At 68.7% G+C, this 22,584-nt stretch carries 20 protein-coding genes; 9 read left to right on the forward strand and 11 right to left on the reverse strand.

Going from position 1 to position 22,584, the window contains the following annotated elements:
• Nucleotides 1–9: 9 nt before the first annotated feature.
• Nucleotides 10–1,350, reverse strand: a complete 1,341-nt coding sequence (locus ASD43_RS02510) for an aspartate aminotransferase family protein (RefSeq protein WP_056413129.1) — start codon at nucleotides 1,348–1,350, stop codon at nucleotides 10–12.
• A gap of 22 nt (nucleotides 1,351–1,372) precedes the next feature.
• Nucleotides 1,373–2,434 carry a phosphotransferase gene (locus tag ASD43_RS02515; protein WP_056413132.1) on the reverse strand — a complete coding sequence of 354 codons (1,062 nt, stop codon included), beginning with the start codon at nucleotides 2,432–2,434 and terminating at the stop codon, nucleotides 1,373–1,375.
• A gap of 130 nt (nucleotides 2,435–2,564) precedes the next feature.
• Between ASD43_RS02515 and ASD43_RS02520 the strand changes: the two genes are divergently transcribed.
• Genes ASD43_RS02520 through ASD43_RS02540 form a run of 5 tightly spaced genes read left to right on the forward strand, consistent with a single transcriptional unit; the run spans nucleotide 2,565 to nucleotide 6,939 of the window.
• Nucleotides 2,565–3,239: an HAD-IA family hydrolase gene (locus ASD43_RS02520; RefSeq protein ID WP_056413135.1), complete on the forward strand. Its 675-nt coding sequence runs from the start codon at nucleotides 2,565–2,567 to the stop codon at nucleotides 3,237–3,239.
• Nucleotides 3,240–3,273: 34 nt separating this feature from the next.
• On the forward strand, nucleotides 3,274–4,551 hold the full coding sequence (locus ASD43_RS02525) for an NAD(P)/FAD-dependent oxidoreductase (protein ID WP_235564143.1): 1,278 nt from the start codon (nucleotides 3,274–3,276) through the stop codon (nucleotides 4,549–4,551).
• A gap of 3 nt (nucleotides 4,552–4,554) precedes the next feature.
• Nucleotides 4,555–5,658: an alanine racemase gene (locus ASD43_RS02530; RefSeq protein WP_056413141.1), complete on the forward strand. Its 1,104-nt coding sequence runs from the start codon at nucleotides 4,555–4,557 to the stop codon at nucleotides 5,656–5,658.
• 31 nt (nucleotides 5,659–5,689) lie between these two features.
• Complete coding sequence (locus ASD43_RS02535; RefSeq protein ID WP_056413144.1) at nucleotides 5,690–6,202, forward strand: RidA family protein; 513 nt, start codon at nucleotides 5,690–5,692, stop codon at nucleotides 6,200–6,202.
• On the forward strand, nucleotides 6,199–6,939 hold the full coding sequence (locus ASD43_RS02540) for an SDR family NAD(P)-dependent oxidoreductase (protein WP_056418923.1): 741 nt from the start codon (nucleotides 6,199–6,201) through the stop codon (nucleotides 6,937–6,939). Before ASD43_RS02535 ends, ASD43_RS02540 begins: the two co-directional genes overlap by 4 nt.
• A 97-nt stretch (nucleotides 6,940–7,036) precedes the next feature.
• Here the strand turns inward: ASD43_RS02540 and ASD43_RS02545 are convergent, their stop codons facing one another.
• The 6 genes from ASD43_RS02545 to ASD43_RS02570 form a co-directional block, all read right to left on the reverse strand.
• Nucleotides 7,037–8,539: an aldehyde dehydrogenase family protein gene (locus ASD43_RS02545; RefSeq protein ID WP_082539202.1), complete on the reverse strand. Its 1,503-nt coding sequence runs from the start codon at nucleotides 8,537–8,539 to the stop codon at nucleotides 7,037–7,039.
• 38 nt (nucleotides 8,540–8,577) lie between these two features.
• Complete coding sequence (locus tag ASD43_RS02550; protein ID WP_235564144.1) at nucleotides 8,578–9,855, reverse strand: NAD(P)/FAD-dependent oxidoreductase; 1,278 nt, start codon at nucleotides 9,853–9,855, stop codon at nucleotides 8,578–8,580.
• An 85-nt stretch (nucleotides 9,856–9,940) separates the two neighbouring features.
• Nucleotides 9,941–11,455 carry an ABC transporter substrate-binding protein gene (locus ASD43_RS02555; RefSeq protein ID WP_056413146.1) on the reverse strand — a complete coding sequence of 505 codons (1,515 nt, stop codon included), beginning with the start codon at nucleotides 11,453–11,455 and terminating at the stop codon, nucleotides 9,941–9,943.
• A 132-nt stretch (nucleotides 11,456–11,587) separates the two neighbouring features.
• Complete coding sequence (locus ASD43_RS02560) at nucleotides 11,588–13,501, reverse strand: ABC transporter permease subunit (protein ID WP_082539203.1); 1,914 nt, start codon at nucleotides 13,499–13,501, stop codon at nucleotides 11,588–11,590.
• Between the two features lie 20 nt (nucleotides 13,502–13,521).
• Complete coding sequence (locus ASD43_RS02565; protein ID WP_056413149.1) at nucleotides 13,522–15,171, reverse strand: ATP-binding cassette domain-containing protein; 1,650 nt, start codon at nucleotides 15,169–15,171, stop codon at nucleotides 13,522–13,524.
• Nucleotides 15,172–15,300: 129 nt separating this feature from the next.
• Nucleotides 15,301–16,356, reverse strand: coding sequence for an isocitrate/isopropylmalate dehydrogenase family protein (locus ASD43_RS02570; protein ID WP_056413151.1), 1,056 nt, complete (start codon nucleotides 16,354–16,356; stop codon nucleotides 15,301–15,303).
• Nucleotides 16,357–16,516: 160 nt separating this feature from the next.
• Here ASD43_RS02570 and ASD43_RS02575 point away from each other — a divergent pair, with 160 nt between their 5' ends.
• Together ASD43_RS02575 and ASD43_RS02580 are read left to right on the forward strand one after the other, a co-directional pair.
• A complete protein-coding gene (locus ASD43_RS02575; protein WP_056413154.1) occupies nucleotides 16,517–17,800 on the forward strand; it encodes an aminotransferase family protein in 1,284 nt (427 codons plus the stop codon).
• Complete coding sequence (locus ASD43_RS02580; protein WP_157550726.1) at nucleotides 17,797–19,287, forward strand: NAD-dependent succinate-semialdehyde dehydrogenase; 1,491 nt, start codon at nucleotides 17,797–17,799, stop codon at nucleotides 19,285–19,287. The genes ASD43_RS02575 and ASD43_RS02580 overlap by 4 nt, the downstream gene beginning before the upstream one ends.
• Nucleotides 19,288–19,290: 3 nt before the next feature.
• Here ASD43_RS02580 and ASD43_RS02585 read toward each other — a convergent pair whose 3' ends face one another.
• A complete protein-coding gene (locus ASD43_RS02585) occupies nucleotides 19,291–20,001 on the reverse strand; it encodes a GntR family transcriptional regulator (RefSeq protein WP_056413157.1) in 711 nt (236 codons plus the stop codon).
• Nucleotides 20,002–20,078: 77 nt separating this feature from the next.
• Here ASD43_RS02585 and ASD43_RS02590 point away from each other — a divergent pair, with 77 nt between their 5' ends.
• Entirely contained in the window at nucleotides 20,079–21,338 is a 1,260-nt protein-coding gene (locus tag ASD43_RS02590; protein ID WP_056413160.1) for an MFS transporter, read from the forward strand.
• Entirely contained in the window at nucleotides 21,331–21,681 is a 351-nt protein-coding gene (locus ASD43_RS02595; RefSeq protein ID WP_056413164.1) for an ArsR/SmtB family transcription factor, read from the forward strand. The genes ASD43_RS02590 and ASD43_RS02595 overlap by 8 nt, the downstream gene beginning before the upstream one ends.
• 118 nt (nucleotides 21,682–21,799) lie before the next feature.
• Here ASD43_RS02595 and ASD43_RS02600 read toward each other — a convergent pair whose 3' ends face one another.
• Together ASD43_RS02600 and ASD43_RS02605 are read right to left on the reverse strand one after the other, a co-directional pair.
• Complete coding sequence (locus ASD43_RS02600) at nucleotides 21,800–22,264, reverse strand: BLUF domain-containing protein (protein ID WP_056413166.1); 465 nt, start codon at nucleotides 22,262–22,264, stop codon at nucleotides 21,800–21,802.
• On the reverse strand, nucleotides 22,264–22,518 hold the full coding sequence (locus tag ASD43_RS02605; RefSeq protein ID WP_056413171.1) for a hypothetical protein: 255 nt from the start codon (nucleotides 22,516–22,518) through the stop codon (nucleotides 22,264–22,266). Before ASD43_RS02605 ends, ASD43_RS02600 begins: the two co-directional genes overlap by 1 nt.
• Nucleotides 22,519–22,584: the final 66 nt, after the last annotated feature.

Genomic DNA, 22,584 nt, shown 5'->3' on the forward strand with positions numbered 1-22,584 from the left:
CCCACGCGGTCAGAGGTGCAGCTCCGCCACCTCTGCGAGCCCCTCGAGGAAGCGCGCCACGTCGGCCTCGTCGAAGGCGAGCGGCGGACGGATCTTCAACACGTTGACGTCACGTCCTGCACCGCTGATGAGGATCCTGCGCTCGCGCATGCCGTCGATGATCCTCGTGGTGCGCGCACGGTCGGGCGTGCGGGTCTCGCGATCCTGCACGATCTCCACGCCGACGACGAGCCCCGCGCCACGAACCTCGGCCACGTGCGGCGAATCGGCCAGCAGGTCGCGGATGCCGGTGCGCAACAGCTCGCCGATGCGTTCGACCCGTGCGGGCACGCCTTCCTGCTCGAACACGTCGAGCACGGCGGCGCCGGCGGCGATCGGCACCGACGATCCGCCGAAGGTGTTGAAGTAGCGCACCTTGTCGCCGAAGTCACTCGCCACCTCGGGCCGGAAGACGACGGCGGAGAGCGGGATGCCGTTGCCCATGGGCTTGCCCATCGTGACGATGTCGGGCACCACATCCTGCATCGCGAAGCCCCACATGCACGTCCCGAGTCGCCCGAATCCCGCCTGCACCTCATCGGCGAGGAACAGCCCGCCGTCGGCATGCACCTCATCGACCATGCCCTGCAGGTAGTCGCCGCGCTCGGGGAAGATGCCGTCGCTCATGAAGGACAGGTCGAGGACGAGGGCCGAGATCCCGAAGCCGTGGCGGGCGAGGTCGTCGATCGCACGACGGACTTCGGCGCGCATGTGCTCGGCGAGCGTCATGCCCTCGGGCACGAGCTTCACATCGGGCGGGTCGATCTCGCGCACGTGCGGCCCGAGGGGGGAGCCTTCGCCGAGCGCCGGCGAGATCGCCGCGACCGCGCGAGTGATGCCGTGGTACGCCCAGCGATTGACGATGATGCCCTCGTTGCCGGTGTGATGCGCGGCCACGCGCAGCGCCAGGTCGTTGGCCTCGGAACCGGAGCACGCGAAGGTCACTCGCCGCAGCTCATCGGGGAAGTACGACACCAGGCGCTCGGCGTAGTCGACGAGCCCCTCCTGCGCGTAGCGGGTGTTGGTGTTCAGGGTCGCGACCTGCCGGTTCACCGCCTCGACGACATGCGGATGGCAGTGGCCGACCGAGGGCACGTTGTTGTACGCATCGAGATAGTCGGCGCCGTCGGCATCGTACAGATGGGCGCGCTCGCCCCGCACGAAGGCGACCGGGTCGTTGTAGATGAGCAGATAGCCGGGCCCGAGCACGTCGAGACGACGCTCGATGTTGCCTCTGATCGCCGGATCGACCTCGTCGAGTCGTGCGGGATCGAAGCGGCTGGGGTAGCGGGATGCGCCGAGTGAGACCATGTGTCGTCCTCCGTGATCGGGGTCAGTGTCGGTGAAGCAGGTGGGCGCGAGCCGCGTCGAATCCGAGGTCGATCACGTTCGCGACGCGATCCCAGTCGTTCCGGGCGTGCTGACGGATGTAGTCGCCTCGATCGGTGCCCCGCTCGAGGCGCCAGGTCGCGATGAGGGCGCGCAGCGCCACCCGCGCGACGCTCGCGACGGACACGAGCTCGACCTCGTCGTCGGTGAGCGGGAAGACCTGCCGGTAGCCGTCGAGCAGGTCGCGGGCGACCTCCCACGGATGCCGGGGCGCCGCCTGCAGGTGATTGCCGAGCAGCACCGCCGGGTCGAACACGACCGGTCCGCGCAGGGTGTCGCCGAAATCGATCACTCCGGTGACGTAGGGGTCGCCGGAGCGATCGACGACGACGTTGTAGGGGCTGAAGTCACCGTGGATCATCTGCGTGCGGGCCGTCTCCAGCTGAGGTTGCACGCGGTCGCGGAACGCGTCGAAGACCTGATGAGCGAGCCCGGCGCGACGCGCATCCGCCTCGAGTTCGACGAGGGGCTCGAAGGCGAGGAACCTCTTGAGGTCCCAGGCGAGCACAGGGCTCTCCCCGGGGTGAGCGAACCCGCCCAGCGCCTGATCGACACGTCCGAGCATCGCCCCGACCGCGCGGCGCTGATCCACCGAGGGCATCTCGTCGGCGAGCAGCACCCCCGGGAGGAACCGGTACACCCGGAGGATCCCGGCGAACCGGCCTGTCTCGTCCTGCAGCCGGCGCCAGGTGCGCCCGTCGAGAGCAGAGCGCACGGACTGGGTGGGGATGCCCGGATCGACGGCCTCGATCCAGGCGATCACGTCGATCTGACAGCGCACGACGTCAAGGGGCTCCTCGGGGTGCGAGACCTTGACGAGCAACTCGTCGTCCCCGGCATCCGGTCTCAGGCGGTAGGTGGCGTCCTTCTCGGTGTCGAGACGGGTGAGTCGTCCGCTGAGCCCGTAGGCCTGGTCGAGTACGCGGGCGAGCCACTCCTCATCGACTCGGTGTGCGGCGCCCGCGAGGCCGGTGTCGCGGAGCAGCGCTTCGGTCTCGGCATCCATCGGCTTCTCCTCGGTCTCGATCGCAGCGTCGTCGGCTGATCCACGACGACCCTAGCATTTCGTCTCAGCATGAGACAATATGGAGGCAGGCGAAGATCCATCGCCTTCCCACCACAGCGAAAGGCAGCACGTGTCCATCGAACTCCCCCGTCCGAAGTACATCTCGTTCGACGTCATCGGCACCCTCATCTATTTCGAGATGCGCAAGACCGTCGAGCCCCTGCTTGCAGACCGGATCACCGGCGACGACTTCGAAGCGTTCTACGACCGCTTCCGCCTCGACCGCTACGACGAGATCATGGAGTACCGCCCGTACGACCAGATCATCGACCGCGCTTTCCGTCGCACCGCCGCACGCTTCGACGTCGAGGTGCGCGACACCGATGTGGCCACGATCATCGACGACATGCGCGGATGGGGCGCACACCCCGATGTGCTCGAGCCCCTCGCGACGATGGCCGAGCATTTCCCGCTCGTCGCCCTCTCGAACGCCGACGACAGTCACCTCGCCGGCTTCATCCCTCGCCTCGGCGCCCCGTTCCACGCCGTGATCACCGCTGAGCAGACGCGCGCCTACAAGCCACGCCACCAGGCCTTCGACCACATGCTGAAGGTGCTCGACGCGAAGCCCGAAGAGTTCCTGCACATCTCCTCGCACCAGCTCTACGACCACATCCCGATGGCCGAGCTCGGCTTCACCAACAAGGTGTTCCTCGACCGCGGCTACGACCCCGACCTGCCCCACTACGGCGCGGTCCGCATGACCTCGCTCGACGAGGTCAACCGCGCCCTCGGCATCGCCTGACCCGTCCGATCGTCTGAGAGGCTCCCCCGTGAAGATGCACTCCTACTGGCTCGACACTGCGACTCCCAGCGGTGACCACACGCAGACCCCGATCCCGCGCGAGGTCGACATCGCGGTGGTCGGGGCGGGCTTCACCGGCCTCTCGACCGCCTATCACGCGGCGAAGGCCGGGCTGTCGGTGGCGGTGCTCGAGGCCAACACGGTCGTCTGGGGGGCCTCCGGGCGCAACGGCGGCATGGTCACGAACGGCCTGGCCATGGGTTTCCGTGATGCGGTGGACCGCTACGGCGAGGCCAAGGCCAAGGAGTACATCGACCTGTACAACGATGCCGTCGATCTCATCGAACAGCTCGTCGTCGACAATGGACTCGACGTCGACTTCGAACGCAACGGCAAGCTCATCCTCGCCGCGAAGGAGTCGCACCTCGACGGCGTGCGCAAGAGCAGCGAGGCGCTCAGCCGCATCGCCGGCCACGACACGCACGTGCTCGACCGCGACGAGATCCGTGCGGAGGTCGGCAGCTCGGCGTTCTTCGGCGGGTTCACCGAGACCCGGTCGGCTGCCGTGCACGTGGCGAAGTTCGGCCACGCCCTTGCGGGCCTTGCCATGCGAGAAGGTGCGACGATCCACGAGAACGCCGAGGTCGTCGACCTCCACCGCATCGGATCGGGCACCATGCATGACCTCGTCACGACCCGCGGCACCGTGCGCGCCGGCAAGGTCGTGGTGGGCACGAGCGGCTACACCGGTCGTCCCTTCGGGTGGCTGCGGCGTCGTGTCGTGCCGGTGGGCAGCTTCATCACCGTCACCGAGCCCCTGGGAAAGGACCTCGCTCGCGAGCTGCTGCCGACCCGCCGTGTCGCCACCGACACCTTCAACCTGTTGCACTACTTCCGCCTCACGCCCGACGATCGTCTGCTCTTCGGCGGCCGCGCGCGTTTCGCCCTCTCTGACCCGGCATCCGACCGCAAGAGCGGCGAGATCCTCGTCGCAGCGCGCAACGCGATCTACCCTCAGCTGCGCGACGTGAAGACCGACTACATGTGGGGCGGCCTCGTCGACATCTCCATGGACCGCATGGTGCATGCAGGGCAGCGCGACGGGCTGTTCTACTCGATGGCGTACTCGGGTCACGGCGTGCAGATGGCGACCCACATGGGCAAGGTCATGGCAGAGGTCGTCGGCGGGCGCCACGAGGCCAACCCGTGGCGCGACCTCAAGAACCCATGGATCCCCGGCTACTTCGGCAACCCGTGGCTGCACCTGCGCGCCGGCGGCGCCTGGTACGGCCTCAAAGACCGGATGAGCTGACCGGTGCACGATTTCCCCGGCATCCTGCGCGCCCTCGGCACGGCCGTCAGCACCCCCGCGCCCGTGGTGCTGATCGACGTCGTCGCCGAGAACATCGCCCGCATGCAGGCCTTCGCGAACGCGCACGGCAAAGCCGTGCGCCCACACGTGAAGACCCACAAGAGCGTGCGGATCGGACAGATGCAGCTGGATGCCGGCGCCATCGGCCTCACTGCCGGAAACCTCAGCGAGGCCGAGATCTTCGCGGCGGCAGGGTGCTCCGACATCCTGCTCGCCTATCCCCTCTGGGTCACCGGCGCGAAGGAGGAGCGCCTCAGGCGCCTCGCGCAGGTGACGCGCCTGAGCATCGGCGCGGAGAGCGCATCGGCGATCGACCGGATCGCCGATGCCCTCGGAGATCGCGCAGGCACGGTCGGCATCGTGGTCGAGATCGACTGCGGAGCCCGCCGCTCGGGTGTGCGCCCGGAGGATGCCGGAGCGCTGGCCGCCCATGCGGCGGCGCGCGGGCTGCGCCCGACAGGTGTGTTCACCTACCCGGGCCACGGCGGCTCGATCGGCGCACGGGAGGGCGCGGCCCGCGATCAGGCCGAGGCCCTGCGCGCAGCCGTCGCCTCGCTGCGCGCACACGGCATCGAACCCGAGATCGTCAGCGCCGGGTCGACGCCGACCGCCGAGTTCAGCATCGATCCGGTGATCACCGAGATCAGGCCAGGCGAGTACGTGTTCAACGACTGGGACAACGTGCGTCTCGGCGACTGCGCGCCCGAGAACATCGCCCTCTTCCTCGCCAGCACGGTCGTCAGCGACCAAGGCCATGCGCACGTGATCATCGATGCGGGCACGAAGGCACTCGCCCGCGAGGGCAACCCCGACCGAGGGTACGGCCAGGTGCCGAGCGTCGACGGGTACCTCCGCCTCCTCAACGAGTACCACGGCTTTCTTCAGCTCCCCGACGGCGGTGCGCGCCCCGCCGTCGGCGACCCCGTGCCGGTCGTACCGCACCACGTGTGCCCGGTCGTGAACAGCTTCGACGAGCTCATCATCACCGATCGCACCGGTACCCTGCTCGACCGCTGGCCGGTCGACGCGCAGGGCCGACTCAACTGACACCCCGCACCTCCGCCGAAAGGACCCCGCGATGACCGTCGCCCCGATCCCCTCCGTCGCCGACCCGGCCGCCGCGCTCGACGAGCTCGGACTCTCGCTGCCTGTGATCCCCGACGACCCGAAGTACATCAACTGGCGTTCGTCGCAGGGCGGACAGATCTTCATCTCCGGCCAGCTGCCCTACCGCGACGGCATCCTGCCGGTCACCGGCACCGTCAGCGACCGCGCGGATGCCGGCACCGACCCTGCCCTCGTCGACATCGACACGGCCCGCGAGATGATGCAGCAGGCGACGCTGAACGCCCTCGCCGTCGCGGCGGATGCCACCGGTGGCCTCGACCGCGTGCGTGTGGTGCAGTTGCTCGTCTTCGTGCTCAGTGCCCCGGGCTTCGGCCAGCAGTCGAAGGTGGCGGATGCCGGCAGCGAGATGCTCGTGCACGTGCTCGGCGAGGAGGGGCGCCACGCGCGCACCGCGATCGGCGTCGCCGGACTCCCGCGCAACAGCCCGGTCGAGGTGCAGATGGTGTGCGAGGTCCGCGCGTGAGCGCCGACCGCCCTCTCGCCGTCCTGATCACCGGCGCCTCCAGCGGCATCGGCGCCGCCGTGGCCGCGCGCTTCCGTGCGGCCGGGGCACGACTGTTCCTCACCGGTCGGCGCGCACAGGCCCCGGCCGACCTCGCTGACGGCGAGACCTACCTTCCCGGCGACCTGAACGACGAAGGATTCGTCGCGCAGCTCATGGATGCCGCAGTCACCGAGTTCGGCGCGATAGACACCGTCGTCGCATGCCACGGACTGCAGGCCGATGGCGCCCTCACCGAGATGCCGCTGGAGACCGCGTCGCGCGTCCTCGATGCGAACATCCTGAGTGTGTTCTCCCTGCTCCAGCATGCCGTTCCGGCGATCCGCGACGGCGGCGGGCAGATCGTGCTCGTCAGCTCGCGGCTCGGCATGGTCGGCATCGCCGACCAGGTCGTCTACACCGCGGCCAAGGGCGGCCTGATCATGCTCGGCAAGGGCGCGGCGATCGAACTCGCCGCACGCAACATCCGCGTGAACGTGGCGGCACCCGGCCTCACCGAGACCCCGGTGATCGAAGCCGGCTTCCAGCAGAAGGACGACCCGGAGGCGTATCGCGCCTCTCGCGCGGCGACGATCCCGATGCAGCGCCTGGCGCGCCCCGAGGAGGTCGCCGAGGCGATCTTCTTCCTCGGCTCGCCCGCCTCGTCATACATCACCGGGGCGGTGCTCCCGATCGACGGCGGCTACACGGCTGCCTGACACTCCGGCACATCTGCGCATCAGACCGCAGCGACGCAGAGGGCCGGTGGCGGGGTGGGAACCCCGCCACCGGCCCTCTGTTCCCGTCAGCCCGCTCTCACCCCATGCGGTTGAGGATCACGTTCTTCGGCTCACTCATCTCGCGCACCGCCTCGGCCACGCCCTCGCGTCCGACACCCGAGCGCTTCGACCCGCCGAACGGCATGGCGTCGATCCGGAAGTCGCTCGTGTCGTTGATGAGCACGCTGCCCATGTGCAACCTGTCGACGGCGTGCATCGCGGTGGTCAACGATGCAGTGAACACGCCTGCCTGCAGTCCGTACTCGGTGTCGTCGATCGTTTCGAGGGCCGCATCGACGTCACTGAAAGGCTCGACGAAGACGACCGGCCCGAAGACCTCATCACGGTAGATACGGGCCGTGCCCGGCACATCGGCGAGCACGGTGGGCCAGTAGAACGACCCTTCGCGACGACCGCCGACGACGACGCGGGCGCCACCGGTGACGGCCTCGTCGACCCAGGTCTCCACACGTCGGGCCTCCTGCTCCGAGATGAGAGGACCGACATCGGTCATCGGATCCTTCTTCGACCCCACGATCAGTCGCTCCGTGTCACGTGCGAGGAGCGACAGCATCCGCTCGTAGTGCGATTCGTGCACGAACACGCGCTGCACCGACAGGCAGTTCTGGCCGGCGACGCCGAAGGCGCCGTCGACGATCCCTGCGGCCGCCGCCTCGACGTCGCCGTCTTCGCACACCAACACGGCGTTGTTCCCGCCCAACTCCATGAGGATACGACGGGCCCCGACGAGTCGCGCGATCGCATCGCCGGTCGTCGGCCCTCCCGTGAAGCTCACGGCGGCGATGCGCGGGTCGCTCACCAGCGCGGAACCCGCCTCTCGACCGGCCGCGAGCACCGCCATCCGACGCGGCGGCATCCCCGCGCGCAGCAGGATGTCGTGCAGCGCGAGCGCCGAGAGCGGGGTCACGGCAGCGGGTTTCAGCACGATGGCGTTGCCCGCGAGCAGGCCGGGGCCGACCTTGTGGGCGACGAGGTTCATCGGGTCGTTGAACGGGGTGATGGCAGCGATCACGCCGAGCGGCACCCGCCGGTAGTAGCCGAACTTGCCCGAACCGCGCGCCGTGTCCTCGAAGGGCAGCGTCGATCCCTCGAGCAGCGCGGCGGAGTGCGCCGAGATGCGCAGCGTCTCAGCGGTGCGGGCGACCTCGCGAGTCGCTTCGGTGATCGTCTTGCTGCCCTCGGCGGAGATGATGCGAGCAAGGCGCGGGCCCTCCTCGCGCACGAGGTCGGCAGCGCGTTCGAGCACCTCGCGGCGCTCCCACAGCTCCCAGCGCTCCTCGCGGAGGCTGCGCTGCACATCGGCCACGGCCCGATCGACATCGTCGACACTCGCCTGGTAGACGGAGGCGACGAGGCTCCCGTCCTCCGGGTCCGTGACCTCGAGCGTCAGCGGCCCCCGCACCCACTCGCCCGCGATGTATCCGCCGCCCCGGAGGCCGAGCGCGCGGAGAGTCTCCTCGGCCGGATCGGATGCCGTCGACACCGTCTCGCATTCGCACACGGTCGCGTGGTCGCTCATGTCTGTCATTCCTGTTCTCTGATGCTCTGTCGCCGGGTTCAGCTGAACTTGTCCTGCAGCCCGAAGTAGGCGCCGCCCACTCGCAGGTGCAGCCAGGGCTGACCGAAGTAACCGGGGATCCACGGGTTCTTCAGGTCGCGCCAGATGTTCGCCTCGGGCTTGCCCGAGACGGCATCCGCCATGACCTTGCCCATGTAGTTGGCCATCTGCACGCCGTGACCGGAGTAGTTCAGCGAGTAGTGGATGCCCTTGCGCTCGCCTGCGTGCACCATCTGGTCCATCGAGATGTCGACGAGTCCGCCCCACATGTAGTCGATGCGCGCGTCGCGCACCTGCGGGAACACCCGGTGCATGGCCTTCGTCAGGATGTCGCCGCTCTCCTTGTCCTGCGAGGGGTCTGACAGCGCGAACCGCGCACGGCCGCCGAACAGCAGGCGGTTGTCGGGCGTGATGCGGAAGTAGTAGATGAAGTTCTTGCTGTCGGATGCCATGCGACGGTTCGGCAGCAGCTCGTCGACCACGCTCTGCGGAAGCGGCTCGGTCACGACGATGAAGCTGCCGACCGGGATCACGCGACGCTGCTGCCAGCCGAACGGCTTACCGGTGTACCCGCTCGTGCCGAGCACGACGGCACCGGCACGCAGGTTGCCGCGTGTGGTCTTGAGGTCGTGCACGGTGCCGCTGCCGACGCGTTCGACGTCGACGACCTCAGCCTTCTCGTGGATCGTCGCACCGGCGTCGATCGCGAGTCCGGCGAGGGCGTGCCCGAACTTGCCCACGTGCATGCCGGCGCCGAGCGGATCGACCATCGCGCCGTGGTAGACATCGGAGCCGATCTCGCTGCGGATGTTCGCGCGGTCGACGAGCTCGACGGGCTGGCCGACCAGGCGCTTGAGCGCCTCGGCCGTGTGCTTCATGCCCTCGAAGTGCGAGGGCTTCCAGGCGAGGTTCATCTTGCCGGAGCGTTCGTAGTCGACGTCGAGCTGGTTCTCCTCGACCAGGTCCTCGATCAGGTCGATCGCCTTGTTGTACTCGCGGAAGTAGCCGACGGCCCGCTGCTCGCCGTAGCGCTTTATCGCGTCGCGGAAGCCGATCGCGAGGCCGGTGGTGGCCATACCGCCGTTGCGCCCTGAGGCGCCCCAGTTCACGGTGTTCGCCTCGAGCAGGGCGACCGACTTCCCGGCCAGCGCCGCGTGATACGCCGTCGAGAGGCCGGTGAAGCCACCGCCGACGACGGCCACGTCGACCTCCTTCGGCACCTCGGTGCGGGTGTAGTCGCCGCTCGGGGTCGCGGTGTCGAGCCAGTAGGAGTGCATTTTCACGATCGGATGCTCCGTCATTTCTTCGTCGGGATGGTGGGCGGTCGACGCGCGAGGCGTCGACCGCCCGTGAGGGTTTTCGTTACTCGCCGCGCGTGGTGAACTCGGTGATCAGACGGCGCTCGAGGGGATCGCGGATGATGTTGGCGAATCCACCGGCCTCGGCCTGCACGACGCGTTCGTGCACGAGCGGCACGACGGCGTCGAGCTGCAGCACGGCAGCCTCGGCGTCCATGGTCGCCTGGCGGCGTTCGTCGCCGGCTACCTGCATGCCATTGGCGATCAACTCGTCGACATCGGTGTCGCAGAACTGCGCGATGTTGAAACCGCCCTCGCAGGTGAAGTCCTGCGAGAGGAACGACAGCGGGTCGCCCATGTCGAGCAGGATGTTGCGGGAGACGACGACCGCATCGAACGCGCCGTCGAGCATCTCGCCCTCCATCGCGACGTACTCGCGCACGTCCTGCTCCACGATGAAGCCGGCGTCTTCGAGTTGCTTCTCGAGCTGCACCGCGATCTCCGGGTTCTCCGCACGGTCCGTGTACGTGGCGAGCGTGATCTTGACGCCGTCGACCTTCGCCGGCTTCACCGACGACTCGACGTCGCCGCGCAGCTTCTCCGCCCACTCGATCGCCGGGCCGAGGAGACCGACGGCCGGGTCGGCCTGGCCCTCGTAGACCGTGTCGACGATCGTCTGGGGATCGATGGCGGCTCGGGCTGCGGCGCGCACAGCCGGATCGGCGAACGGTCCGCTCTCGGAGTTCAGCGTGAGGAACGACGTGCGCGGCATGAAGACCTCGTGCGCATCGTCGGGATCGAGCAGGGTGACCTGCGAGACCGGGATGCTCTCGGCGATGTTGACCTCGCCCGAGCGGATCGCACCGGCGCGTGCTGTGCCGTCAGGCACGAAGTCGACGTCGATGCCCGCGAGCTTGGCGACATCTCCCCAGTAATCGTCGTAGCGGTCGAGTGTCGCCGTCGACGTGCCGTTGAGCTCGACCAGCTCGAAGGGGCCGGTGCCGGTGCCCACGGGAGTGACATTGCCATCCTCCAGGTAGGCCGCGTCCGAGAGGATCGACATCTGGGGGCTGGCCAGGCGGTTGACGAGCAGAGGGTCCGGCACGTCGGTCGTGATGGTGACCTCGTTGTCGCCGGTCACCTCTGTCGCGATCGTGACGCCCTTGATGACACGCGGCGGCCGGGCGGCGGCGACGGCGTGATCGATCGAGTTCTTCACGGCATCCGCATCGAAGTCGGTGCCGTCGTGGAAGGTGACACCCTCACGCAGGGTGAACACCCAGGTCAGGTCGTCGACCCGCTCCCACTCGGTGGCGAGCAGCGGCTCGGCCTCGAGAGCGTCGTTGATGCGCACCAGCGTCTCGCCGGTGCTCCAGCGCGAGATCTTCATGACGTCATCGCTGTAGGGGTTGAGTGCCGCGGTCGGAGGCTGCATCATCGCGAGCTTGATGCGATCGTCGTCGGGGGCGCCGCCGGCAGCGCCGTCGGCGTCACCTCCGGCACAGCCGCTGACCACCAGGGCGGTGGCGGCGAGGAGCGCGAACCCGGCAGTCGCGGTGCGACCAGTGTGCTTGCTCATATCTCGGTTCCTTTACATAGAAGAAGGGGCGGAGCACCCATCGGGAGGTGTTCCGTGTGTGTCGGGTGGTGCGGAGTTTTCCGGAGGCAGGGCTCCTCGTGGGAGTCCGGGCGAACGGGCGGCGGATCGGGGTCAGTCGGTGTCCTGTGTCTGGAGCGGTCGTGCAGGATCGGAGGAGGTCGGGGCGATGGGAAGGATGCCGGTGTCGGTCGCGAGCGCGGAGCGCAGGGTACGGCGGCGGCGGCTCGGCCACGCGCGTCCGCCGCGGAGGTCGAAGCTCAGGCTCGACAGCGACACCGCGAAGATCGAGAGCAGCACCAGCGCCAGTGCGGGCACGAGAACCACGAGCGGCGCCCGCTCGACGTACGGCATACCCTCGCCGAGGACCAGGCCCCAGTCGGGTGCCGGCGGCTGCGGGCCGAGGCCGAGGAAGCCGAGCGCTGCGAGGCCCAGTGCGATGCCGGGAAGCCGCAGGCACGCGTGGCGGAAGACGGGGCCGATCACGCTCGGCATCACGTACCGGAGCATCAGTCGGGTCTTGCCGACGCCGAGCACCGGCGCGATCTGCACGTGTGGTTGCGCCTTCACCTCGGAGACGAGGGCCGCGGTGTGCGCCGCGAGCGGCGCCCAGCTCACCACCGTCACCGCGACGGCGGCGCCGAAGGCGGAGGGTCCGAGGATGGCGGCGACGATGAGGCCGGCGATGATCGTCGGTGCCGCGTTGGTGACCTCGATCGGACCGGCGCCGAGGTTCGGAAACATGCCGACGAAGAGGCCGAGCACCAGACAGATGGCGGTCACGACCGCGGCAACGCCGATGGTCGACATGGCTCCGTGCGAGATGCGGGCGAGCACGTCGCGTCCGCTCGCATCCGCGCCCAGCGGCAGCTCCCAGCTCGGCGGCTGCAGACGCGTGTAGTCGAGGGCGAACGGGTCGCGCGGCAGCCCGGCGACGATCATCAGCACGAGCAGCAGCAGCATGGTCGCCGGCAGCACCAGCGCCCACTTCGAGCTCGGCGTCTTCGGCACCGCGGCGGGCAGGGAGTTCGAGCGCAGCGCCGGCCCGAGCAGCAGCCGGCGGATGAGGCTCGCACCGATTCCGAGTGCGACGGCCAGCAGCATCAGCAGGATGACGGCGGCCTGCAGCGTCGGCAGGTCCTGCGACTGCGCTGCACCGAGCGCCGCCCGGCCGATGCCGGGGATCGCGTAGACCTGCTCGATCACGACGGCACCCGCCGTGATGCCGACGAGGATGAGGGCCATGGGTGCGGCGACGCCCGGGAGCGTGCGACGGATCGCGGCGAGCACGATGCGGCTCTTCGAGTAGCCCGCGACCTGCCAGGTGGCGACCCACCGCTCACTGAACGTGCTCGCGAGGGAATCGGACATCAGGCGTCCGAGAAATCCGCCGGCCGGGAGACCGAGCGACAGTGCGGGGAGCACCGCGTAGATCGGACCACGCCAGCCGAACGGCGGCAGCCAGCCGAGCCAGACCGCGAAGACGACCAGCAGCACCGAGGCGAGCAGGAACTCGGGAAGCGCCGTGAAGGCGGCAGCGAGTCCTCCGCCGGTCCGATCCGAGCGCCCGGCGAGCCCACGGCGGAAGGTCGGGATGGTCAGGAGAGCGGCGAGGATGACGGCGACGACGAGCGCGGCGAGCATCACCAGGAGCGAGTTGCTCAGCGAGACCAACATGTCGGGGAGCACCGGACGGTTGCTCGACCACGAGGTGCCGAGGTCACCGCGCACGGCGTTGCCGAGCCACGCGAAGAAGGCGCCGAACACGCCGTTCTCGAGGCCGAGCTCCTGGCGGATGGCCTCGAGGGCCTGCGGGTCGATCTCGCCCTCGGCGTAGCGTGCGCGGTAGACCGAGGTCGCGATGTCGCGCCCAGAGAGCAGCGGCAGGATGCCGAGCATGAAGATGACGAGGAAGATCATCACGACGCGGGAGGCGCCGGCGATGATCGCGCCCTTCGAGCCGCTGATGAGGGAGTTGCGGCGCTGCGTGCGGCCGAGTGCCGGCACAGCCTGTGTGGAGAGAGCCATTCGCGTGTCCTTTCCTTGCCTCAGACAGCCGGCTCGAGCTCGGCGGGTTCGACCTGCAATACCGGGATCGCGTCGACGAGCTCCTGGGTGCGCTCATGGCGCGGTGCCGCGAGAAGTTCGCGCGTCGGCCGGTCCTCGACCACGTGGCCGCCGTGCATCACGACCGTGCGGTCGCAGAGGCTCGCGACCATCGACAGGTCGTGAGAGACGACGACGATGCCGGTGCCGCGCTCCTCGGAGATGCGACGGAGCAACGCGACGATCGCTTCGCGCATCGGCAGGTCCAGTCCGCTCACCGGCTCATCGGCGAGCAGGAAGTCGGGGCGCGTGGCGATGGCCCTGGCGATGGCGAGGCGCTGGGCCTGCCCACCGGAGAGCTCGTTCGCTCGGCGGTTCATGAACTTCTCATCCAGGCCGACCGAATCGAGTGCCTCGCGCACCATGGCGTCGTGGTCGCCGGTGACGCCGAGACGCACGAGCGGCTCGCGCACGAGGTTGCGTACGGTCATGAGCGGGTCAAGGGTGCTCGCCGGGTCCTGCGGCACGTACTGCACCTTGCGCCGGTACCACTTCAGCTTCCTGACATCGGCCGGGTACACCTCTGTGCCCTGGCAGGTGACTGCGCCGGTGTCGGTCGACTCGAGCGCGAGCATGAGGCGCAGCAGGGTCGTCTTGCCCGATCCGGAGACGCCGACGATCCCGACCCTCGACCCCTCCTCGATCACGAGGCTGGTCGGGTACAGCGCGGTCTTCGTCTCGCGCTTCGCGAACAGGCTCGTGCGCGGCATCGGGTAGGCGCGACTCACCTCGCCGATGTCGAAGAACGTGGCAGCCGTGGGCTCCGTAGGGGCGGTGATGTGGCCTGCGGCGAGTTCTGCGCGGAACCGCTCGACGTAGGGTTCGACGGTTGCGGCCCTGGCTGCTCGGATGAGCTCGCGCGTGTAGGGGTCGCGGGGCGCGGTGAAGATCTCGTCGATGCGGCCCTGCTCGACCACATCGCCGTCCTTCATGACGACGGCGTCGCTGCAGAGTTCGGATGCCACGGCGAAGTCGTGGGTGATGAACAGCAGCGCCGGGGTGTTCTGTCCGGCGGTGTACCTCTTGAGCACGTCGAGCACGCGCTTCTGGGTGACCACGTCGAGGGCTGTGGTGGGCTCGTCGGCGACCATCAGTCGGGTGTTGCAGGCGAGAGCGAGGGCGATGCACACCCGCTGGCGCTGGCCGCCCGACAACTCGGCCGAGAAGCGCCGGATGATCGCTGCCGGATCCGGCAGGCCCACAGACTCGGCGAGCTCGATCGCGGCGTGCTCGGCGGCATCACGGCCGAGGCCGCGGTGCCGGCGCAGCGGTTCGATGATCTGTTCACCGACCCGGACCAGCGGGTTGAGCGCGACGGCGGAGTCCTGGAAGACCATCGCGACGCGGGCTTCCTCCGGACGCTTCGATGCGCGCATGCCGAGCACCTCGACACCGTTGATCTTGATGCTGCCGGTGGCGACGGCATTCGCGGGCAGGCGACCGAGGACGGCACTGGCGGTCAGCGATTTGCCGGAGCCCGATTCGCCGAGGAGGCTCAGACGCTGGCCCACTCCGACGGTGAAGGTGGCGCCCTTCACGATCGCGCGGCGACCGATGGATACCCGCAGATCCGTCACTTCGAGACTGTTCATGGTCCCCCGTAGAAGGTGTCTGGGTCCGCCACCTAAGCTGACCTGTGGGGCGAGCGTAACCCTGGCTGCGTTGGATTGTCAACAATCCAACGATTATGAAACCTGTACGAAACAGCGCGGTAACCCTCCTCACACAAGGGCGAGTTCCGACACCACCGCAGCACCCACCTCGGCCGTCGTCAGCGTTCCGCCGAGATCCGCAGTCACGTCGCCCCGTTCGATCACGGCCGTGAACGCGCGCTCCACGGCATCCGCCCGCGCGGCATGCCCGAGGTGGCGCAGCATCATCGCGCCGGCCCAGATCTGACCGATCGGATTCGCGATCCCCTGGCCGGCGATGTCGGGAGCGGATCCATGCACAGGCTCGAACATCGACGGATACCGGCGCTCGGGGTTCAGATTCGCGCTCGGCGCGATGCCGATCGAGCCGACGGCTCCGGCGATGAGGTCAGAGAGGATGTCGCCGAACAGGTTCGAGGCGACGATCACGTCGAGGCTCCGCGGAGCGCGCACCGCCCGCGCCGCGAGCGCGTCGATGAGCACCGACTCCACCTGCACGCCGGACTCTGACGCGACGACCTCGGCGACGATCTCGTCCCAGAACGGCATCGTGTGGATGATGCCATTCGACTTCGTGGCCGAGACGAGGCGTCCGGAACGGGACTTGGCGACCTCCACGGCATAGCGGGCGATGCGCTCGACGCCGTGGCGCGTGAAGATCGACTGCTGGTGCGCTGCCTCGAAGGGCGTGCCCTGGTAGCTGCGGCCGCCGACCGCCGAGTACTCCCCCTCGACGTTCTCCCGCACGATGACGGTGTMGATCTCGGGGTCGCCGGCGAGCGAGGAACGCACACCGGTGAACGAGCGCACGGGACGCAGGTTGACGTACTGATCGAACTCGCGCCGGATGGGGATGAGCATGCCCCACAGGGTCTCGACATCGGAGACGTCGGGATGACCGACGGCGCCGAGGAAGACTGCATCCGTCTGGGCCATGGTCTCGAGGGCGTCCACCGGCATCATTCGACCGTGGGTGCGGAAGTAGTCGCTGCCCCAGGGCTGGATGCGCCAATCGAGGTGGATGCCGTGGTCGTTCGTCGCGGCGTCGAGCACGTCCATGGCCACCGGCATCACTTCCAGGCCGATACCGTCGCCGGCCAGTACCGAGATCGCGTGCACACTCATGTCGTCCTCCTCGAGTCAATATTGCAGAATGTCAACAATCTACAACAATGCCGAGAATGCTGGCCATTACTCCGGGTCTCATCGTAGTATTGCCCTACAATTGCTGTCGCGGCGTGGATGTCCTCCTGCCCACCGCCGACGGCCGAGACGAAGGAGAACCATGACTCACGCGAACGACTCCGGCACAGCGCTGTGGAGCGCGCAGGCGCACATGCCGTCCGTCCTCGGCCGACAGATCGTCATCGAACGCGGCGAGGGCAACTACGTCTTCACGGCTGACGGGCGACGCCTGTTCGACGGCACCGCCGGACTCTGGCACGCCAACATCGGCCACGGCCGCGCCGAGATGGCCGAGGTCGCGGCCGAGCAGATGAAGAAGCTCGAGACCTACCATGTGTTCGGGCGCTATCTCAACGATCGCGCCGTCGAACTCGCCGAGAAGGTCGCGACACTCGCCCCTGTGGCCGACTCGAAGATCATCCTCAACAGCGGCGGCTCCGACTCCATCGACGTCGCGCTCAAGCTCGCCCGCCGCTACTGGCAGGTGCAGGGCCGACCGGAGAAGACGATGATCCTCAGTCGCGATCTCGCGTATCACGGCCTCCATGCCTACGGCACGAGCGTCGCGGGCCTCGACTTCAACCGCGAGGGGTACGGCAGCGAGTCACTCGTGCCCGAGACGGCGCGATTCGACACCCACGACATCGAGCGCGTGCGTTCCACGGTCGCCGAGATCGGCCCCGACCGCATCGCCGCCATCATCGCCGAGCCGGTGCAGGGCACCGGCGGCGTGATCGCGCCGTCCGCTGGATACCTCGAGGGCCTGCAGCAGCTCGCGGACGAGCACGACATCCTCCTGATCCTCGACGAGGTCATCACCGGGTTCGGTCGCACCGGTCACTGGTTCGCCGCGCAGCGCTATGGCCTGCGTCCGCACATCGTGGCAGTCGCCAAGGGAATCTCCTCCGGCTACTCAGCGGTGGGCGGCATCATCGTCGCCCCCGAGGTGTGGGAGCCGTTCTACCGCACCGGTGCGCCGATCTACCGCCACGGTACGACCTATTCGGGGCACGCGACGTCGGCTGCTCTGGCACTCAAGAACATCGAGATCATCGAGCGCGAGGGGCTGCTCGCCGACGTGCAGCGCCTCGAAGGCGTGCTCTCGGCCGAGTTCGCGACCCTGGGCGCGGATCCGCGCATCGAGGAGACCCGCGTGGCCGGTCTGTTGGGCGGCCTTCAGCTGCGGCCGGAGTTCTCGGCGGAACAGGTCACCGACCGCATGGTCGACGACGGCTGGATCGCGCGCCCGCTGCGGGGGAACGTCGTACAGATCAGCCCGCCTTTCACCACCACCGACGACGAGCTGCGCGGCATCGTGGCAGCCACCGTCACCGCGCTCGATGCCGTCGAAGCGGCTGCTCCGGCGCGGGAGTCGGTCCGATGATCGTGCGCGAGATCGTGCGCGATGTCGAGTCGCCGCTGTCCGAGAGCGCGGATGCCGCGGTCGCCAGCATCACGCTGGATCGTCAGGGCAGCGCGACCAACGCGATCTTCGAGGTACGCGACCCCGCCAGCGAGCGTGTCATCGCGACGCCACCCGACCACTCGGTCGACGACGGACTGGCCGCGCTCGCGCGAGCCGACCGCGCCGGCAGGGCCTGGGCTCGCGAAACGGCGCGGCGCCGCTCGGACGTGCTGCACCACGCCTACGACCTGCTCATCGAGCAGAAGGACCGACTGGCCCGCATCATCACTCGCGAGATGGGCAAACCGCTCGCCGAGGCCTACGGCGAGGTGCAGTACGCCTCGGACTATGTGCGCTGGTACGCCGAGGAGGCGCTGCGCCCCGCCGGCAACTTCCGCGAGAACCCTGTGGGCGGCTCGACCATCCTCACCAGCCGCGCCCCCATCGGCACGGCGCTGCTGATCACGCCGTGGAACTTCCCGATGGCGATGGCGACGCGCAAGATCGCTCCGGCGATCGCGGTCGGCTGTGGCGCGGTCGTCAAACCGGCCGAGCTGACCCCGCTGACAACGCTCGCCGTGGCCGAGATCTTCGTGCGCGCGGGGGTACCGGAAGACCTCATCCAGATCGTCACGACCACCCGCGCCGCAGACCTCAGCTCTGCGCTCATGGCAGATCCCCGCATCCGCAAGGTGTCTTTCACCGGCTCGACAGGCGTGGGCAGCATCCTGCTCGGGCAGGCAGCGCAGCACGTCATCAAGACGTCGATGGAGCTCGGCGGAAACGCACCGCTGCTCGTGTTCGACGACGCCGACCTCGAACGCGCGGTCGAGGGCGCCGTCGTCGCGAAACTGCGCAACGGCGGCCAGTCGTGCGTCGCGGCCAACCGCATCCTCGTGCAGTCCGGCATCGCCGACGCATTCGTCGAGGGCTTCACCGAGCGGATGAGCCGGGTCGTGCTCGGCAACGGTCTCGGCGAGGGCGTCACGCTCGGGCCGGTGATCGACGACCGCGCCGTGCGCAAGTTCTCCTCCCTCGTGGACGATGCCGTCGCGCACGGTGCCGAGCTGCGCCTCGGCGGCTCCGCCCCAGACGGCGCGGGCCACTTCTTCGAGGCGACGGTGCTCGACCGCGTGCCCGAGGCCTCCGAGATCGCGCTGACCGAGATCTTCGGGCCGATCGCCGCGATCTCCCGCTTCGACACCGAGGCAGAAGCCCTGGAACGGGCGAACAGCACGCCGTTCGGCCTCGCTAGCTACGTGTTCACAGAGAACATCGACCGGGCGTTCGACGTCGCGGATCGCCTCGACGCGGGCATGGTCGGCATCAACCAGGGCATCGTCTCGAACGTCGCAGCACCCTTCGGCGGCGTCAAGGCATCGGGCCTCGGCCGCGAGGGCAGCGGCGAAGGCCTCGAGGAATACCAGGAGATCCGCTTCTACAACCTCGCCAGACGGGCGCGGTAGCCGTCAGGACTGCTGCAGGATCTGTCGGATGCGCTCGTGGTTCTCCCGCAGGTGATCCAGGAGCGCGATGCGTGCAGCATCCACGTCTTCGGCGACGGCCGTGTCGAGCAGCAGGCGATGCTGCGCGATGACGGCGTCGTCGGCGTGAGCCGGCTCGTCGTCGGCGTGCGACTGGATGAGCAGGTAGTACCCCATCTCGGTGGCCACCTGCCGGAAGAAGGCACTGATCCTGGCACTGCCGAGCCGGGCGACGAGCGTGGAGTGGAAGGCCATGTCGGCGGCGACGATGTCGCGCGGCTGGCCGTCGCGCGCCGCGGCGACCAGATCGTCGAACGCATGCTCGAGATCGGCGACCTGCTCCGGTGACGGCGGGGTCATGACCGCGAGTGTCTCGAGATGCACGCGCGTGCGGTACAGATCGTCGAGCTCGTCGATGGTGGGGGTCGCGACGACGGCCCCGCGGTGCATCTCGTAGTGCACCAGACGTCCCTGCTCGAGCAGCCGGATCCCCTCTCGCACCGAGTTGCGCGAGAGACCGAGGCTCTGCGACAGAGCGCTCTCGCGCAGCCGTTCGCCCGGTCGCAGGGTGCCGTCGAGGACAAGGGCGGTGAGCAGGTCAGCGACCTGCTCCGCGGCGCTCGTGCGCTGCAGACTCAAGGCGGCGAGCGCGCTGCCCTCGGCAGCTCCGGGTCGCGCATCCTGTCCAGTGCTCACCGCTGCACGGTACCACCAGTGTGACGTCTGTTTCGGAAGCATCTTGCTTACTTGCGCATGTGCGCAAATAATGAAGTATGTTCACCGCGCTCCGCCACCGGGCCTTCCGAGGCCTCTTCGCCGCACACATCGTCGCGCTGCTGGGAACCGGCCTCTCCACGATCGCGATCGGCTTCCTCGTGGTCGATGTCGCAGGCGGAGACGCCGCAGCGGTCCTGGGCACGCTCCTCGCGATCAAGATGTTCACGTTCCTGCTGGTCGGGCCGCTCGCTCCCGCGATCGCCCGCCGCATCGGCACCAAGCGACTCCTCGTGCTCACCGACATCACGAGGGTCCTGATCGCCGTGAGCCTCCCCTTCGTCGACGACATCGCGGTCGCCTACGTGCTGATCTTCCTGCTCCAGGGATCGTCGGCGCTCTTCACCCCGACCTTCCAGGCGACGATCCCGAGGGTCGTCACCGACGAGCGCGAGTACACCGGAGCCCTCGCCCTCAGCCGCCTCGCCTACGACCTCGAGGCGCTGGTCTCGCCCTCGATCGCTGCCGCGATCCTCGTGTTCGCGCCGTCGGCGATTCTCTTCCTCGGAACCGGTGCCGGGTTCCTCGGTTCCGCTCTTCTCATCCTGTCCGTCGCACTTCCGAACGCCGCACCGGTGGAAGGAGGCTCGGTGCGCACGGAGATCACCCGAGGGACACGCCTGATGGTGACCGTCGCCCCACTGCGCGGCGTGCTGACGCTGCACCTCGCCCTCGCTGCGGTCGGTGCCATCGCGATGGTCCTGACGGTGCCGCTCGTCGTCGGCGAACTGGACGGAACCGACGCACAGGCCGCAGGCCTTCTCGCAGCCTTCGGGGCCGGGTCGCTGGCGTCCGCGGCCCTCATGCCCAGCATCCTGAAAAGCATCCCGCCTCGGTCCTACATGCTGACCGGGATGCTCGTCTTCGCTACCGCGATGCTGTTCGTGTGGCCGGTCCTCGCCGCGGAGCCTGGCCAGACGGCGCTCCCCTGGCTCTCCGTGATCTGGTTCTTCTCCGGAGCGGGGAACTCGGCGGTGCTGGCTCCGATGGGACGGGTCTACCGCGATTCGGTGCCGGATCAGGATCTCCCGCATGTGTTCGCAGCGCAGTTCTCGCTGGCACACGGCTGGTGGCTGCTGAGCTATCCGATCGCCGGATGGGGTGCGACGATCCTCGGATTCGGACCGATCACGATGATCCTCGCCGTCACCGCCCTCCTGACGCTGCTGCTCGCCATGTGCCTCTGGAGACCCGTTTCCGAGGCGGTGGGGTCTTCATCGGGCACAATGGAGACACGAGGAGAGGGTGACCATGGGTAAGCCCAGCACGACGCCGGCGGAGCGGCAGCCCACCGAAGCCGAGATCGACCGCGCGGCATCCGTCCTTCACCTGCTCTCTGACCGCACCCGGCTCCGCATCATCTCGCTGCTCCGCGCCGACACGGAGCTGGCCGTCGGCGAGATCGCGACGCGACTCGACCGGCCGTTGCCCGCAGTCTCCCAGCACCTTGCAAAGCTGAAGAGCGGCAACCTCGTCACTGCCAGACGAGACGGCACCTCCATCCGGTATCGAGTGGTCGGCGAGCATGTCTCCCTCCTGGTGGAGAACCTGTTGCAGCACGCGGAACACGAGCTTTTCGCCGACCCGCCGCATCATCGCTGAGCGCGATCAGGCCGGCCCGCCCGAAGGCGTCTCGCCCACGCGCGCCAGGGGCCCCCGGAGCTGATTCCTCTCGCCGGCCGACGAAGGGCTGACCGGGCCTGAGAAAGAGCGAGCGGACCTACGGCGTCCGCACCGACGACCGCCCGGGCGCCGCCTCGCGGACGCGGAACCACATGGTGAGCTCCATCAGCGCCCGGCCGATCATGTCGTGGTCGCCGATGCGGAGGTCGTCGAAGGAGTCTCGGTAGCCGGCGAGCATCTCCGGCTCGGCAGCGACCAGCGGTCGGTACCCCATAGTCCACTGATCGAAGCGTCGCTCGTGCAGCGGCTCTTCGAGGAGCACGCGGACGTCGTTGTGACGCGGGTCCCCTGCGATGTCGGCCATGAGCGCCTCGACGTCGGCGCGCGCGCCTTCGAGGATCTGGATGAACTCGCGCTCGCGGTAGAGCAGCATCCCGGTGATGTTCCGCTCGGCGTTCCTCGCGCGGCTCACGGCGAGGAGGGCAGCCAGCTCGTCGTCGTCGAAGGGGCGGGTCGCGGTGCTGCTGTAGACGAGCGAGACGAGCGAGCTGTGCGGGGCCATCAGAGGATCACTCCCGGGGTCTCGACCTCGCCGGCGGGAACGGTCACCGCGCCGATCTCCGTCACCGCGGCCATCGCGCGGTGGTGGTCGGGGAAGTCGCCGACGGCGCGCGACGCCGCGTCGAACGCCCGCCATGCCCCGTCATCCTGCCGGTCGACGTACCCGAGGAAGGATCCGTCCTGACTGCCGACGTAGAAGCCGTCGGCCACGCTCGCCCACAGGGGGCGAGAGGTGGCCCGCTCAGGATCGCTCATACCTTCAGCGTACCTGCGCCCGCACCCTCCGGCTCGGATCATCCCGCAGACGGATGCCGATACCTC

This window comes from Microbacterium sp. Root553 (assembly GCF_001426995.1).
GTDB lineage: Bacteria > Actinomycetota > Actinomycetes > Actinomycetales > Microbacteriaceae > Microbacterium.

Coding starts and splice junctions, on each gene's coding strand:
- ASD43_RS02510 (WP_056413129.1), bottom strand. CDS start 1,350: ATGGTCTCACTCGGCGCATCCCGCTACCCCAGCCGCTTCGATCCCGCA.
- ASD43_RS02515 (WP_056413132.1), bottom strand. CDS start 2,434: ATGGATGCCGAGACCGAAGCGCTGCTCCGCGACACCGGCCTCGCGGGC.
- ASD43_RS02525 (WP_235564143.1), top strand. CDS start 3,274: ATGCACTCCTACTGGCTCGACACTGCGACTCCCAGCGGTGACCACACG.
- ASD43_RS02535 (WP_056413144.1), top strand. CDS start 5,690: ATGACCGTCGCCCCGATCCCCTCCGTCGCCGACCCGGCCGCCGCGCTC.
- ASD43_RS02545 (WP_082539202.1), bottom strand. CDS start 8,539: ATGAGCGACCACGCGACCGTGTGCGAATGCGAGACGGTGTCGACGGCA.
- ASD43_RS02550 (WP_235564144.1), bottom strand. CDS start 9,855: ATGCACTCCTACTGGCTCGACACCGCGACCCCGAGCGGCGACTACACC.
- ASD43_RS02555 (WP_056413146.1), bottom strand. CDS start 11,455: ATGAGCAAGCACACTGGTCGCACCGCGACTGCCGGGTTCGCGCTCCTC.
- ASD43_RS02560 (WP_082539203.1), bottom strand. CDS start 13,501: ATGGCTCTCTCCACACAGGCTGTGCCGGCACTCGGCCGCACGCAGCGC.
- ASD43_RS02565 (WP_056413149.1), bottom strand. CDS start 15,171: ATGAACAGTCTCGAAGTGACGGATCTGCGGGTATCCATCGGTCGCCGC.
- ASD43_RS02575 (WP_056413154.1), top strand. CDS start 16,517: ATGACTCACGCGAACGACTCCGGCACAGCGCTGTGGAGCGCGCAGGCG.
- ASD43_RS02580 (WP_157550726.1), top strand. CDS start 17,797: ATGATCGTGCGCGAGATCGTGCGCGATGTCGAGTCGCCGCTGTCCGAG.
- ASD43_RS02590 (WP_056413160.1), top strand. CDS start 20,079: ATGTTCACCGCGCTCCGCCACCGGGCCTTCCGAGGCCTCTTCGCCGCA.
- ASD43_RS02595 (WP_056413164.1), top strand. CDS start 21,331: ATGGGTAAGCCCAGCACGACGCCGGCGGAGCGGCAGCCCACCGAAGCC.
- ASD43_RS02600 (WP_056413166.1), bottom strand. CDS start 22,264: ATGGCCCCGCACAGCTCGCTCGTCTCGCTCGTCTACAGCAGCACCGCG.
- ASD43_RS02605 (WP_056413171.1), bottom strand. CDS start 22,518: ATGAGCGATCCTGAGCGGGCCACCTCTCGCCCCCTGTGGGCGAGCGTG.